General features: G+C 73.1%; 10 protein-coding genes and 1 tRNA gene. 7 read left to right on the forward strand and 4 right to left on the reverse strand.

The window, feature by feature from the left end; genetic code table 11:
- The first annotated feature begins 67 nt into the window (after positions 1 to 67).
- The 5 genes from Bra3105_RS05500 to Bra3105_RS05520 all read left to right on the forward strand — a co-directional run bounded on the left by Bra3105_RS05500 (position 68) and on the right by Bra3105_RS05520 (position 5,252).
- Entirely contained in the window at positions 68 to 862 is a 795-nt protein-coding gene (locus tag Bra3105_RS05500) for an ABC transporter permease (RefSeq protein ID WP_228358925.1), read from the forward strand.
- Positions 855 to 1,685, forward strand: coding sequence for an ABC transporter permease (locus tag Bra3105_RS05505; RefSeq protein ID WP_228358926.1), 831 nt, complete (start codon positions 855 to 857; stop codon positions 1,683 to 1,685). Before Bra3105_RS05500 ends, Bra3105_RS05505 begins: the two co-directional genes overlap by 8 nt.
- Positions 1,682 to 2,665, forward strand: coding sequence for an ABC transporter ATP-binding protein (locus Bra3105_RS05510; RefSeq protein ID WP_228358927.1), 984 nt, complete (start codon positions 1,682 to 1,684; stop codon positions 2,663 to 2,665). Before Bra3105_RS05505 ends, Bra3105_RS05510 begins: the two co-directional genes overlap by 4 nt.
- 117 nt (positions 2,666 to 2,782) lie before the next feature.
- Complete coding sequence (locus Bra3105_RS05515; protein WP_228358928.1) at positions 2,783 to 4,051, forward strand: hypothetical protein; 1,269 nt, start codon at positions 2,783 to 2,785, stop codon at positions 4,049 to 4,051.
- A 142-nt stretch (positions 4,052 to 4,193) separates the two neighbouring features.
- Positions 4,194 to 5,252, forward strand: coding sequence for a lipoate-protein ligase LplAB (locus Bra3105_RS05520; RefSeq protein ID WP_228358929.1), 1,059 nt, complete (start codon positions 4,194 to 4,196; stop codon positions 5,250 to 5,252).
- Between the two features lie 57 nt (positions 5,253 to 5,309).
- Here the strand turns inward: Bra3105_RS05520 and Bra3105_RS05525 are convergent, their stop codons facing one another.
- Complete coding sequence (locus Bra3105_RS05525; protein WP_228358930.1) at positions 5,310 to 6,767, reverse strand: purple acid phosphatase family protein; 1,458 nt, start codon at positions 6,765 to 6,767, stop codon at positions 5,310 to 5,312.
- A 248-nt stretch (positions 6,768 to 7,015) separates the two neighbouring features.
- Here Bra3105_RS05525 and valS point away from each other — a divergent pair, with 248 nt between their 5' ends.
- Positions 7,016 to 9,688, forward strand: coding sequence for a valine--tRNA ligase (gene valS / locus Bra3105_RS05530; protein WP_228358931.1), 2,673 nt, complete (start codon positions 7,016 to 7,018; stop codon positions 9,686 to 9,688).
- Between the two features lie 18 nt (positions 9,689 to 9,706).
- Here valS and selB read toward each other — a convergent pair whose 3' ends face one another.
- The 3 genes from selB to Bra3105_RS05545 all read right to left on the reverse strand — a co-directional run bounded on the left by selB (position 9,707) and on the right by Bra3105_RS05545 (position 13,003).
- On the reverse strand, positions 9,707 to 11,554 hold the full coding sequence (gene selB, locus Bra3105_RS05535) for a selenocysteine-specific translation elongation factor (RefSeq protein ID WP_228358932.1): 1,848 nt from the start codon (positions 11,552 to 11,554) through the stop codon (positions 9,707 to 9,709).
- Positions 11,551 to 12,882 (reverse strand): L-seryl-tRNA(Sec) selenium transferase, encoded by a 1,332-nt coding sequence (gene selA / locus Bra3105_RS05540; RefSeq protein ID WP_228358933.1) that lies wholly within the window; start codon positions 12,880 to 12,882, stop codon positions 11,551 to 11,553. The genes selB and selA overlap by 4 nt, the downstream gene beginning before the upstream one ends.
- Before the next feature lie 26 nt (positions 12,883 to 12,908).
- A tRNA-Sec gene (locus Bra3105_RS05545) sits at positions 12,909 to 13,003 on the reverse strand.
- Between the two features lie 94 nt (positions 13,004 to 13,097).
- Here Bra3105_RS05545 and selD point away from each other — a divergent pair.
- Positions 13,098 to 14,144, forward strand: a complete 1,047-nt coding sequence (selD, locus tag Bra3105_RS05550; RefSeq protein ID WP_228358934.1) for a selenide, water dikinase SelD — start codon at positions 13,098 to 13,100, stop codon at positions 14,142 to 14,144.
- The last annotated feature ends 14 nt before the right edge of the window (positions 14,145 to 14,158 follow it).

Raw genomic sequence — 14,158 nt, forward strand, 5'->3', positions numbered from 1 at the left:
CTACCGATCCGGGCCGTTTCCGCCGAAACCCTCGCGCGCGCGTCGGCCGCGCCCTAGACTCGCGCGAGTGCTCGCCTTCTGGAGGATCATCGCCGCCTCCTTCCGGCAGTACTCCACCTATCGCGTCGCCACCGTCGCCGGCGTGTTCACGAACTCCGTGTTCGGCCTGATCCGCGCCTCGATCCTGCTGGCCGCGGTCTCCACCGCCGGGGGCGAGCTGCGCGGCTACGACGCCCTGCAGGCCGCGACCTACGTGTGGCTGGGCCAGGCGCTGCTCGCCCCCGTCGAGGCCTTCGGCACCCGGGAGGTCGCCGAGCGCGTCCACCAGGGCGACGTGGCCATCGACCTGCTGCGGCCCCTGGGGTTCCTCCGGCTCCAGTACGCGCAGAAGCTGGGCCGCTCCGCCTTCCTGCTGCTCGCCCGCGGGATCCCGCCGATGCTCGTCGGAGCGGCGCTCACCGGCATCTCCCTGCCGACGGACCCCGTGGCCTGGCTGCTGGGCCTGCTCGCGATCCTGCTCGCGGTCACCGTCGCCTTCCTCGCGGACATGCTGGTGAACCTCGCGGCGTTCTGGATCGTGCAGACCCGCGGGCTCACCGTCGTCTACACGGCCGTGATGAACCTGCTCTCCGGATTCCTCATCCCCATCGCCTGGTTCCCCGACCGGCTGATCGCCCTCACCCGCGCGACCCCGTTCCCCGCCATGGTGCAGACCCCGATCGACGTGCTCTCCGCGCGCGTGACCACGGCCGAGGCCCTCCCCGAGATCGGCGTGCAGGCGCTGTGGGCGGGCATCCTCGCCCTCGCCGCCTGGGCGGTGCTGCAGCGCGGGATCCGTTCGCTGGAGGTGCAGGGTGGCTGAGAGGACACCGTCGGCCCGCCCGGGCTCGACCCTGCGGATGGTCGCGACGCTCTACGGCTCGCGGATCCGCTCCCAGGCCTCGTTCCGCACGAGCTTCCTCATGGACCTGCTGGGCCAGGTCCTCATCGTGGGCACCGAGTTCCTCGAGCTGTGGGTGATCCTCTCCCAGGTCGACGTGCTGGGCGGGATGACGCTGCCGCAGGTCGCCGTGGTCTACGGGCTCGGAGCTCTCGCCTTCGGGATCGCCGACATGCTGTTCGGGGAGATCGACGGGCTCTCCACGGCGATCCGCTCCGGGACGCTCGAGACCCTCATGATCCGCCCCGTGCCGATGCTGCTGCAGATCTCGAGCCTGGACCTCTCCCTGCGCCGTCTGGGCCGGATCGCCGTCGGCATCGCGATGACCGCGACCGCGCTCGCGATCGCCGGCTTCTCCCCCACCCCGCAGACGCTCGCGCTGCTGGTGATCGCGCCGCTCGCGGGCGCCGCGATCATGGGCGCCCTGTTCACGATGGCCGGGGCCATGCAGTTCTGGCTCGTGGACGGTCGCGAGTTCGCGAACGCGTTCACCTACGGCGGCAACTACGTGGCCACGAACCCCGGCGCGGTGTTCCCGCTGCCCCTGCGGGCGTTCTTCACCTTCGTGATCCCGACGACGCTCGTCGCCTACACCCCGACCCTGGCCCTGCTGGACCTGCCCGGCCCGCCGCTGCTGCCGCAGTGGACGGGCTGGCTGGGCCTGCCGGTCGCGGTCCTCACCTGGATCCTCGCCGCGCTGCTCTGGCGCGCGGGGGTCCGTCGCTACACAGGAGCCGGCGGATGACGAACTACGAGACGCCCCAGCCCGCGATCGACCTGCGCTCCCTGCGCCGGGACTACGTGGTGCGCTCGGGCCCGCTGGGCCGACGCACCCGCAGGGTCGTGCGCGCCGTCGACGACGTGACCCTGCAGGTGCACCCCGGGGAGGCGGTCGGCTTCGTGGGCGCGAACGGCGCCGGGAAGTCCACCACCATCAAGATGATGACCGGCATCCTCCAGCCCACCTCGGGCGACGTGCGGGTGCTGGGCCGGCGTCCCGTCGCCGAGCGCCGACGCCTCGCCCGGAAGATCGGCGTGGTCTTCGGCCAGCGCTCGCAGCTCTGGTGGGACCTCCCCCTGCGCGACTCCTTCCGGATCCTCGGCGCGATGCACCGCCTGAGCGAGGCCGAGCGCGTGCGGCGCCTGGGGCGACTCGTCGAGGGGCTCGACCTCGAGGAGTTCCTCGACCGACCGGTGCGCCAGCTCTCGCTCGGCCAGCGGATGCGCGGCGAGGTCGCGGCCTCGCTGCTGCACTCCCCGCGCCTGATCATCCTCGACGAGCCGACGATCGGCCTCGACATGATCTCGAAGGAGGGGCTGCGCCGCTTCCTGCGCGAGGACCGCGAGGAGCGAGGCACCACGCTGTTCCTCACCACGCACGACATGGGCGACGTGGAGCGCCTGTGCGAGCGGATCGTCGTGGTCAACTCCGGCACGGTCGCCTTCGACGGCCCCCTCGCCGGCTTCCGCGAGTCCCTCGGCGCGCCCCGCGAGCTCATCGTCGACCTCGCCGCGCCGCGTGAGGCGCTCGCCCTCCCTCCCGAGGCCGACGTGCTCGCCGTCGAGGCCGACGGGATCCGCCACCGCATCGCCTTCCGCGGCAGCGAGATGACGGTGCCCGCCCTGCTCTCCGCGATCGGCGCGCAGGTCGAGATCGCCGATCTCTCCCTCGCCGAGCCCGCGATCGAGGACCTCGTGCGGGAGATCTACGCCCGGGGCCGGTGAGAGCCGAGGGCGACGGGCCGACGATGCCACGTATCCTCGCTGCGGGCCCGTCCTTCGGCCCCGTCGCACCCCGCAGCGCCCCGGCGCGCACCCACCCGCAGCGAACGAGGAGAGCACATGAGCCCCGCCGCCCCGTCCGTCGGCCGGATGATCTCGAGCGGCCTGGACGCCGTGCCGAAGATGCTCCGCCATGACTCCCCGCGCACCCGCCACGAGGCGATGGCCCGAGGCATGCTCGACCACGTGCTGCGCGACCGCCGCGCCCGCCGGCAGTTCGCCCGCCGCATCGCCGACGTGTCCGGCTCCGTCCCCGCCTTCCGCACCACCACCCGCAGTGCGGCCGACGCCTTCGACCTGGTCGGCCAGTCCCCCTCGACCGGCTCCTCCGAGATCCTCGCGGTCAAGCTCGTGATCGACGGGGACCTCTCCGAGGAGCGCCTGCGCTCCCTGCTCGGCTCCCTCGAGAGGACCCCGGGCAGCCGCCTGCTGCTCATCGTGCCGCGCTCGCGCCGCTCCGCCGTGCGCGAGGTCGACGACCCCACCGGCCGCATCCGCATGGTGACCTGGGCGCAGGTCGCCAAGCGGCTCGTGCCGCACGACCCCGAGAGCGCCGAGCTGTGGACGGCTCTCGCCGAGTTCGGCGAGAACCAGGCCGTCGAGGACGCCCAGCAGCCCGTCGCCCCGAAGGTCCTGCTCGACGAGGAGGTCACCACCGAGCTGCGCGATCACCTGCGCTCGATGCTGCTCGTCAGCGACGAGCTCATCCATCGCGCGCCGCGCTTCTCCTCCTCGCGCAGCCACCCGCGGGCGTGGCTGCACGCGGGCGCGAGCGGCAACGATCTCGGCGTCGAGTTCGACGCCGTCGAGGACGGCTCGGCGATCTGGCTCGTGGGCTCCCGCCCGCAGCGGTCCTTCCCGCTGGGCATCGGGGCGCTCGGCTCCGACGAGGAGCGCGAGGCCGCCATCGCCCGTCTGCGCGCGATCGCCTCCCACGCCGACTGGCGCTACGACGCGGACCTCACCTTCGAGCCCGACTCCTTCATCGGCACCCCGGCCTCCCGGAAGCTCGAGGACGCCCGCGCCCTGCTCTGGGAGGTCCTCGACCCGGGCCGTCTCGAGGCGAGCGGCTTCCCGCTCGTCCCCCGACAGCAGCCCGACATGACCGCCGACCGCCTCTCGGTGCGCGTGCACGCCCCGTCGATCCCGCGCTCGGGCACCTTCCTCGTCTCGATCGGCGGCTCGAGCACCTGGCGCACGCTGCTGCCGCGCGTCACCCGCGAGTACGACCACCGCACCTACGTGGTCCAGGCCAAGAAGTCCGACTCCGTGCAGGACCTCGTCACCAGCGTCCACGAGGCGCTGCACTCGCTCGCGACCAAGCCCTGAGCGCGACTCCGGGCGCGCGGCGAGCGGGCCTCCACGGGAACGACGCGCGGCTCACATCCCGCGGGCGCGCGGCGGCTGGGACAATGGCGGCTGAGGGCGCCCTCACCGGGGCGCCGCAACCAGGTCGCAGGAGGCAGCGAGGGTGAACGGCTCGTTCAAGGTCCGCGGGGGCAAGCTCGTCTCGGTCGAGGTCGAGGCCTCGGACGGGGTGATCACCTCCGCCCACGTGTTCGGCGACTTCTTCCTCGAGCCCGACGAGGCCCTCGAGGACATCGACGCCGCGATCGTCGGCCTGCCCGTGAAGGCGAGCGCCGCGACGATCACCGAGGCGATCTCCGCACGCCTCGCCGCCCGGCACGGCGACGTCCAGATGATCGGCTTCGACGCGGACGCCGTCGCGATCGCCGTGCGCCGGGCCCTCGGCAACGCGACCAGCTGGGACGACCACGAGTTCGACGTCATCGGCCCGGTCACCATGGCGCCGATCATGCACGTGGCGCTCGACGAGGTCATCCCCCACGAGGTCGCCGCCGGTCGGCGCAGGCCGCTGCTGCGGATCTGGGACTGGGACTCCCCGCTCGTGGTGATCGGCTCCTACCAGAGCGTGAAGAACGAGATCGACCCCGCGGGCGCCGCCAAGCACGGCATCGGCGTGGTGCGCCGCATCACCGGCGGCGGCGCCATGTTCATGGAGGCGGGCAACTGCCTCACCTACTCCCTCGTGGTGCCGTCCTCCCTGGTGGAGGGCCTCAGCTTCGAGCAGTCCTACGCCTACCTCGACGATTGGGTGATGGGCGCGCTCGCGGAGATCGGCGTGCGCGCGCGGTACGTGCCGCTGAACGACATCGCCTCGGACAAGGGCAAGATCGGCGGCGCCGCCCAGCGCCGCTTCGCCGACGGCGTGGTGCTCCACCACGTCACCATGAGCTACGACATCGACGCCGACAAGATGGGCGAGGTGCTGCGCGTGGGCCGCGAGAAGCTCTCCGACAAGGGCACCCGCAGCGCGAACAAGCGCGTGGACCCGATGCGCTCGCAGACCGGCATGACCCGCGAGGCCATCATCGACAGCTTCCTGGACCACTTCCGCGGGAAGTACACGACGCACGAGTCGGCGTACACCGAGGCCGAGCTAGCCGCGGCGCGGGACCTCGTGGACATTAAGTTCGGCACCGAGGAGTGGACCCAGCGCGTGCCGTGAGCGGCGGGACGGCTGCTGCCGCACCCGCCGCTCACGACGGTCGCCGGAGCGTCGTCCTCAGCCGCGGCCCTTCCCCCGGCCGTGATGGCCGCGTCCGTGGCCGCGCGACCCCCGCACCAGCTCGACCTCGTCGACGACGCGGCCGTCGGTGACGTCGTGGGTCACCAGCGTCAGGGCGTCGCGCTCGACGCGCACCCGCGTCACGTTGGGGTGGTGCCGCTGCTCGTCCTCGGCGATCCAGTAGAACGAGTCGAGGTTCTCCTCGTCGGTCTCGTAGTACTTGCTGCCGCTGCACGAGTTGCAGGTCAGGTAGAGGACGTCGCCGTCCTCGGCGACCACGCGCCCCCGCACGGTCCCGGCCGTCTCGAAGGAGCTGAGCGCGTTGTCAGGGACGCCGTCCCCGTCCTCGTCGTCGGTGACGTTCATGAGGTACGAGCGGGTGAAGTGGTGGTCGTGCCCCATCAGCACGAGGTCCACCCCGAGCTCGGAGAACCCGGGAGGAAGCACCCGACGGCGCTCGATGATGTCGCTGTCCATCGCGTGGTCGGCGGTGCTGAACACCGAGTGGTGGAAGGTGACGAGCACCCAGCGCGCATCGTCGTGCTCACGCATGATCTGCGCGACGTAGTCCAGATGGGCCGCGTTGTCGGTGCTGTTCGAGTTCAGCGCCACCACGAGCACGTCCTGGAAGCGGAACCAGCTGTTGCCGCCCGCATTGCCCGAGGAGGCGACCACGCCCACGCTCGTCGACTGGTTCGCGACGTGGAAGTGCTGCTTGTACAGGTCCGACCCCTCGTCGTGATTGCCGATGACCGGGGCCACGGGCAGGGAGGCGAGCTGTCGCGGGGCCAGGAGCTCGGTGTACTCCTCCGCCATCGCGGAGAGGTCCCCGGTGGTGTTGATCTGGTCGCCCGCGGAGAGGATGAAGGCGGCGCGCGGGTACTTCTTCTCGGCGTAGCGCAGCGTGGTGGCCCAGCCCTCGCCGTCGGCGGCGTTGTCGCCGCTCGCTCCGATCTGCGGGTCCGCGACCACCAGGAACTCGAAGGAGCCGCTGCGGGCGATCGTGCGGAACTCGAACACGTCCGACCAGCCGGCGCGCGCGGACCCGACGCGGTAGAGGTAGCGAGTGTCGGCCCGGAGGTCCTCGAGCGTCGCGTGATGGAAGTGGTAGCCGTCGGTGAGGGCCTCGCCGCTCGTGCTCCGCACGCGCCGGGCACGCGCACGCGGGAATCCGTGTCCTCGCGAGTACTCGCTCCGACGCACCAACTGCACCTCCTGTCGGCCGCCGTCGGTGCTGAACCAGGCGAGGTTGCGCTGCGTCTCGTCGGACCCGACCAGGAGCACCAGGTCCTCGATCGAGGAGCCGCGCGACGCCTCGTCCGCGCTCGCGGCCTCGACCTGCACGAGAGGGAGCGCGGCGAACGCGCCGAGACCCGCGATGACGGCTCGGCGGGAGGTCTTCTTCGGCGTCGTCAGCGTCGTCTGCGCGGGGTGGGTCTGCGGGGCCTGCGACATGGGTGGGATCTCCTGGGGATCGGACGGATGGGTCGGGAGGGACGACGCCCACGGGCTCGGGCCCGGACGCGCGCCGTCCGCGCACACCCGATCGATGCAACAGGCGCCGCGTGAACCTCCGCGGAGACCGGACCGACATCGCGGTGTCCATCGCGCGAACGGCCGCCCGGAGCCCGGCACGCTGCGTGCGCCCCTGATCACGTCGCAGGATTGCGCTCTCAGGCACGATGCCTGGAACAATGGGCGCCATGACCGACACCGCCCCGCGCCCGAACGCCGCGTCCGCTCTCCCCGACAAGCCCAGCCTCGAGGGCCTCGAGGACAAGTGGGACCGCGTATGGGACGCCGCGCAGGTCTATGCCTTCGACGCCGACACCACCCGTGACCAGGTGTTCAGCGTCGACACCCCGCCGCCCACGGCCTCGGGCTCCCTGCACATCGGCCACGTGTTCGGCTACTCCCAGGCCGACATGATCGTGCGCTACCAGCGCATGCGCGGCAAGAACGTGTTCTACCCGCTGGGCTGGGACGACAACGGCCTGCCCACCGAGCGCCGCGTGCAGAACTACTTCGGCGTGCGCTGCGACCCCTCGCTGCCCTACGAGGAGGACTTCACCCCGCCGCAGGAGGGCGGGGACAACAAGTCCGCGAAAGCCGCGAACCAGAAGCCGATCTCGCGACGGAACTTCATCGAGCTCTGCGAGCGGCTCACGAAGATCGACGAGGCCTCCTTCGAGGAGGTCTTCCGCACGCTCGGCCTCTCCGTCGACTGGAACCACAGCTACCAGACGATCGACGCGCGCTCCCGCGCGACCAGCCAGCGCGCCTTCCTCGAGAACCTGGCCAAGGGCCAGGCCTACCAGTCCGAGGCCCCCACGATGTGGGACGTCACCTACCGCACCGCGGTCGCCCAGGCCGAACAGGAGGACCGCGAGCGCGACGGTGCCTACCACCGCATCGGCTTCACGAAGACCGATGGGAGCGGCGAGAAGGTCTTCATCGAGACCACGCGCCCCGAGCTGCTGCCCGCGTGCGTGGCCCTCGTCGCCCACCCGGACGACGAGCGCTACCAGGAGCTGTTCGGCGCCACGGTGACCTCCCCCCTGTTCGGCGTCGAGGTGCCGGTGCTGGCCCACCCCCTCGCCCAGGCCGACAAGGGCGCGGGCATCGCCATGATCTGCACCTTCGGCGACGCGAACGACGTCACCTGGTGGCGCGAGCTCGAGCTGCCCACCCGCAGCGTCATCGGCCGCGACGGCCGCTTCCTGCCCGAGGCCCCGTGGATCACCTCCGCCGAGGGCCGCGAGCGCTACGCCGAGCTCGCCGGGCTCACCGTGTTCAGCGCGCAGAAGCGCCTCGTCGAGATGGTCATCGAGACCGGCGACCTGGTGGGCGAGCCGAAGAGGATCACGCATCCGGTGAAGTTCTACGAGAACGGCGACAAGGCCCTCGAGTACGTCACCAGCCGCCAGTGGTACCTCACCAACGGCGGCCGCGACACCAGCGAGGACGGGCTGCGCGACGCGCTGATCGCCCGCGGCGCCGAGATCACCTGGCACCCCGCCTACATGGAGTCGCGCTACCGCAACTGGGTCGAGGGCCTCGCGGGCGACTGGCTCGTCTCCCGCCAGCGCTTCTACGGCGTCCCGATCCCCGTCTGGTACGCGCTGGACGCCGCCGGGGAGGTCGACTACGACACCGTGCTCACCCCCGAGCTCGAGCGCCTGCCGATCGATCCCACAACCGACGCGCCCGCCGGCTACGAGGAGTCCCGGCGCGACCAGCCAGGCGGTTTCACCGCCGATCCGGACATCCTCGACACCTGGGCGACGAGCTCCCTGACCCCGCAGCTCGCGGGCGGCTGGGACGCCGATCCGGAGCTGTTCGCGAAGGTCTACCCGATGGACCTGCGCCCCCAAGGCCACGACATCATCCGCACCTGGCTGTTCTCCACGATCGTGCGCTCGCACCTGCAGCAGGACTCCCTGCCCTGGTACAACACGTCGATCAACGGCTGGATCCTGGATCCGGACCGCAAGAAGATGAGCAAGTCCAAGGGGAACGTCGTCACCCCGATCGGCCTGCTGCACGACCACGGCTCGGACGGCGTGCGCTACTGGGCGGGCCGCGCCCGTCAGGGCGTGGACACCGCGTTCGACGAGGGCCAGATGAAGATCGGCCGACGCCTGGCGATCAAGATCCTCAACGCCTCGAAGTTCGCGCTCGGCTTCGGGACCGCCCCGGCCGACCCGTCGGGCCGCCTGGCCGCGGACCCGTCGGCCGTGACGCACCCGCTGGACCGGGCGATGCTGGCGACCCTCGCCGAGGTCGTGGACGCCGCGACCGCCGCCTTCGAGGAGATGGACTACGCGCGGGCACTCGAGGTCGTCGAGCCCTTCTTCTGGACGTTCTGCGACGACTTCATCGAGCTCATCAAGGATCGGGCCCATGGCGCGTCGGCGACCGGCGAGGAGGGCGCGGCCTCGGCGCGCGCCGCGCTCGCGATCGCCCTCGAGGTGCTGCTGCGCCTGTTCGCCCCGGTGATCGTGTTCGCGACCGAGGAGGTCTGGTCGTGGTGGCGCGAGGGCAGCGTGCACACGCAGCCCTGGCCGACGTCCGACGCGCTGCGCGAGGCCGCGGCCGGCCAGGACGCCGCGCTGCTGGGCACCGTCGAGCAGGCCGCGATCGTGCTGCGGCGCATCAAGTCCGATGCGAAGGTTTCGCAGAAGACCCCGATCCTGCAGGTCACCGTCACCGCCCCCGAGTCCGCGATCGCGCACCTCGAGGCGGCGCGCGGGGACCTCACGGCCCTGGGCCGGATCGAGGCGCTGACGATCACAGGCGGGGAGGTCGAGGGCATCGCCACGAGCGACGTCGAGCTCGGCGAGCCGCCGGTCAAGAAGCCCCGGAACCAGGGCTGACGCGGAGCGCTCCCGCGCTCAGCGCACCACCTCACGGCTGGATCCGTCGACACGGCGGGTCCAGCCGCGTGCGTCCAGGTGCTCGAGCAGCGGGATCGCGACGCGGCGCGTGGTGCCGAGCGCCCGACGGGCCGCGCTCGCGGTGAAGGGCTGCTCGAGCCGGGCGAGCTCGCGCATCGCCAGGGCCGGGGCCGATGGCAGCAGCACCACGCCGTCAGGCAGGCGCAGCAGGCGTCCCTGCTTCTCGGCCGCGGCGAGCTCGCGGACGCCGAGGTGCAGGGCGGCGAGGTCGTCGGCCTCCGGAGCCAGGAACGGATGCGCGCGCAGGCGCTCCTCGAGCGCCGCGACCTGCGTTTCCGCCGCGCCGAGACCGACAGCGTGCGCGGGGTCGATGATGCGGCCGCCCTGCGCGGCGAGCCCGGCGGCCGGGAGCACCAGGGAGAGCAGTGAGGCGTCGGGCATCGGCGGGGCGGACCTCTCCGGGACCGTCCCGTCCCGTGCCAGCAGGTCAAGCGCCGCACCGCGCGTGATCCCGGCGGAGAGCGCGTCGCGCTCGTGCTCGGCGCGGACGGCCTCGCGCAGCGCGCCGGCCCAGGCGGTGATCGCCTGCTCGGCCACGAGCCACTCCCCTGCGCGGAGGATGCCGCCCGGCAGCGGATCGGGCACCGCGATCCCCCGGCGCGCGAGGAGGTCCGCGCGGATCGCGCCGCGGCGGGCGGTCTCGTCGGCGGCGTCCCCGTGCGGGTCCATGGTCCCGAGCTCGGTGCTGCGGCGCTTCCCGGCGCCTCGCCGGGTGAGCGCAGACGGGTCGACATCGAGGATCTGCACGCCGCCGAGCACGGCGTGCTCGCCGCTGCCGCGCAGCAGCATCCGGTCGCCCACGCGCAGCGGCAGCGGCCGCTCGAGGGCGAGGCGGGCGTGCTGCGCACCGAGATCCCGCACGCGCGCGGGGACGGCGGCGGTGCCGGCGTGGACCATGACCTCGCGGGGGACCTCGTCGAGCGCCTCGCCGGTCGTCCGGCGCACGTCCACGAGGTCCACGGCCTCGAAAGCGCCAAGGGTGACGAGCGCGTCGCCGCGGCCGATCCCCTCGAGGTCCGCGCCTCGCAGGTTCACGGCGGCCCGGCAGACGGATCCGAGCTCGCGCGCCGATTCCTCGCGGCTCTGCAGGCCGCGGACGAGGACCTGAGCGCCGCCGTCACGGGCCGCGTCCCCCTGGGCGCCGAGCAGAGTGAGGCGGTCGCCCTGGTGCAGCGTCCCGGTCGCGAGGGTGCCGGTGACCACGGTGCCGGCGCCCGAGATGCTGAAGGCCCGGTCGATCCACAGCCGCACGGGGGCGGCCGCGCTCGGTGCGGGGGCGTGCTCGAGGACGTCGTCGAGCACGCTCCGCAGCTCGTCGATGCCCTGGCCGGTGCGCGCGGAGACGGTGACCGCGGGGGCGCCCGCGAGTCCGGTGCCGGCGAGCTCCGTGCGGGCCCGGGCGAGGGCGGCGCGGCCGCCGTCCTCGGCGAGATCCGCGCGGGTGATGACGAGGACGCCGGTCGCGATGCCGAGGGCAGCGAGCGCGTCGCGGTGGTCGTCGGACTGCGCCTGCCAGCCCTCGTCGGCCGCGACGACGAAGCAGACGACCGGGGCGGGGCCGAGCCCGGCGAGCATGTTGCCCAGGAACCGCTCGTGGCCGGGCACGTCGACGAAGGAGACCTCGCGGCCGCTGGGCAGGCGGGTCCAGGCGAAGCCGAGGTCGATGGTCAGGCCCCGGCGTCTCTCCTCCTCCCAGCGGTCGGTCTCGATGCCGGTCAGCGCCCGCACCAGGGTGGACTTGCCGTGGTCGACGTGCCCGGCGGTCGCGACGACGCGCTCGATCATGGGTGCTCCGAGGCGACGTTCGCGACCCGCGCGGCCTGCACGGCCTGCACCGCGCGGGTCAGCTCCTCGTCTCGGTCCGCGGGGACGCAGCGCAGGTCCAGCAGGCAGGCGCCGTCGCGAAGGGTCGCGACGACGGCCGGATCGCCGCGGCGCAAGGGCTCGGCGAGGTCCTCGGGGAGGGCGATCGCGACGCCGGGCAGCGGCACCTCGGCGCCGCCTCCGCCGCCCACGCGGCCGTCGTGGTCGACGACGCGGCCGCCGACCTGCGCGGACACGGCCTCGGTGCGGGCGCGCAGCTGCTCGGGATCGATGTGGAGGGCCGACGGGACGGGTGGCTCGGGGCCCCGCAGCGTGGCCTCGAGCGCGGCGAGGGCGAGCTTGTCGGCGCGCATCGCGCGGGCCATGGGATGGCGGGCGAGGCGGGCGATGACGTCGGCCCGTCCCAGCAGGATCCCTGCCTGGGGCCCGCCGAGCAGTTTGTCGCCCGAGGCGATGACGACGTCGGCCCCGTCGCGCAGCGCCGTGGAGAGCGCGGGCTCCTCGGGCAGGGCGGAGTCCGGTGCGAGGAGTCCGCTGCCGAGGTCGACGACGAGCGGCAGCCGGGCGTCATGGCAGAGCCCGGCGAGCTCGGCGACGGGGACGGCGGAGGTGAAGCCGCTGATGCGGTAGTTGCTCGCGTGGATGCGCAGCACGCAGCCCGTCGCGGGGCCGAGCGCGTCGGCGTAGTCCTCGGCGTGGGTGCGGTTGGTGGTGCCGACCTCGCGGATGCGGCTGCCGGTCGAGGCGATGAGCTCGGGCAGGCGGAAGCCGGCGCCGATCTCGATCATCTCCCCGCGCGAGAGGACCACCTCGCCGCTCCCCGCGAGCGCCGTGGTCGCGAGCAGGAGCGCGGCGGCGCCGTTGTTGACGACCAGCGCGTCCTCGGCCGCGGGACACGCGGCGAGGAGGGCGGCCCGGGCGGCGGCCCCGCGGCGCGAGCGGTGGCCGGACGCGAGGTCGAACTCGACGTCCGTGTACCCTGCGGCATCCTGCAGGGCGGCCCTCGCGGCATCGGAGAGCGGTGCGCGGCCGAGGTTCGTGTGGACGATGACGCCGGTCGCGTTGAGCACCGGGCGCAGGGAGTGGGCGCCGGCGGTGCCGAGCCCGGCGAGCAGCTCGGGCTCCACCTGCTCGGGGGCGATCTGCCCGCTGCGGGCGCGGTCCTGGACGGCGCGGATCAGCTCGCGCACCACGCGCTCCCCCATCTGCGCGCTCGCCCGCTCGACCTCCGGCAGCGCCATCAGGCGGTCGGTGCGCGGGATGCGGCGGCGGGGATCGGACTCGGTCACGCGCGCAGCTCCTCCTGGGTGGGATGTGGCGGAGGCGGACGGGAATCGAACCCGCCAGACCGAGATGCTCGGTCTCACCAGTTTTGAAGACTGGGGCGCCCACCAGGACACGTACGCCTCCACGGGCGATCCTATCGCCGACCTGGGCGCCCGCGGCCCGGATCCGTCGGCCCCGGCCCGGCCACGCCGCGCCCGCACTGCCTAGACTCGCTCCCATGAGCTCCGACGACGCCCAGGCACCTTCCGAATCCATCCCCTCCGCCCTCCCCTCGATCTCGGTGCGGCTGACGACCATGGCCCACGGCGGCGGCTGCGCGAGCAAGATCCCGCCGGGCGAGCTCGAGGAGGCGGTCTCGGCGCTGGCCGGCCAGAGCGCGGGCGACGTGATCGTGGGGCTCGACGACGGCGACGACGCCGCCGCCGTGCGGGTGCGCGAGGACCTCGCCGTCCTCTCGACCGCGGACTTCTTCACCCCCGTGGTCGACGACGCCTTCGACTGGGGCCGCATCGCCGCCGCGAACGCGCTCTCTGACATCTACGCGATGGGCGGCGACCCCGTGGTCGCGATCAACCTCGTGGGGTGGCCGCGCGAGACGCTCCCCTACGAGCTCCTGCGCGAGGTGCTGCGGGGCGGCCTCGAGGTCGCGGCGTCTGCCGGTGTCCCGGTGATCGGCGGGCACAGCGTGGACGATCCGGAGCCCAAGTACGGGATGGCCGTCACCGGCACCGCGCATCCGGATCGGCTGCTGCGCAACGACGCGGCCCGGGCCGGTCTTCCGCTCACCCTCACCAAGCCGCTCGGCGTGGGCCTGCTGAACAACCGCCACAAGGCCACGGCCGAGGTGTTCCCCGCGGCGATCGAGACGATGACGACGCTGAACCGCGACGCCTCGCAGGCTGCGCTCGCGGCGGGCGTGCGCGCGGCGACCGACGTCACCGGGTTCGGCCTGCTCGGGCACCTGTTCAAGATGATGCGCGCCTCGGGCGTCGCTGCGGAGATCGACCGCGGCGCCGTGCCGCTCGTCGACGGCGCGGCGGAGGCGCTGCGCGACGGCTTCGTCTCCGGCGGCACCCGCAGGAACCTGGACTGGGTGCGCGACCGCCTGCAGGCCGGCCCCGGCATCACCGAGGACGATCTGCTGCTGCTCGCCGACGCGCAGACCTCCGGCGGCCTGCTCGTGGTCGGCGAGGTGCCCGGCTACCCGATCATCGGACGGACCGTGCCCGCCGCGGCCGACGCTCCTTCCATCACCGTGAGGTGAGACGCGCGGTGCGC

The organism is Brachybacterium halotolerans subsp. kimchii, assembly GCF_020792675.1.
GTDB classification, from domain to species: Bacteria; Actinomycetota; Actinomycetes; order Actinomycetales; family Dermabacteraceae; genus Brachybacterium; species Brachybacterium halotolerans.

Excerpts from the sequence above, each read along its gene's own strand:
- Bra3105_RS05510 (WP_228358927.1), top strand. The coding sequence starts at position 1,682 with ATGACGAACTACGAGACGCCCCAGCCCGCGATCGACCTGCGCTCCCTG.
- Bra3105_RS05515 (WP_228358928.1), top strand. The coding sequence starts at position 2,783 with ATGAGCCCCGCCGCCCCGTCCGTCGGCCGGATGATCTCGAGCGGCCTG.
- Bra3105_RS05525 (WP_228358930.1), bottom strand. The coding sequence starts at position 6,767 with ATGTCGCAGGCCCCGCAGACCCACCCCGCGCAGACGACGCTGACGACG.
- valS (WP_228358931.1), top strand. The coding sequence starts at position 7,016 with ATGACCGACACCGCCCCGCGCCCGAACGCCGCGTCCGCTCTCCCCGAC.
- selB (WP_228358932.1), bottom strand. The coding sequence starts at position 11,554 with ATGATCGAGCGCGTCGTCGCGACCGCCGGGCACGTCGACCACGGCAAG.
- selD (WP_228358934.1), top strand. The coding sequence starts at position 13,098 with ATGAGCTCCGACGACGCCCAGGCACCTTCCGAATCCATCCCCTCCGCC.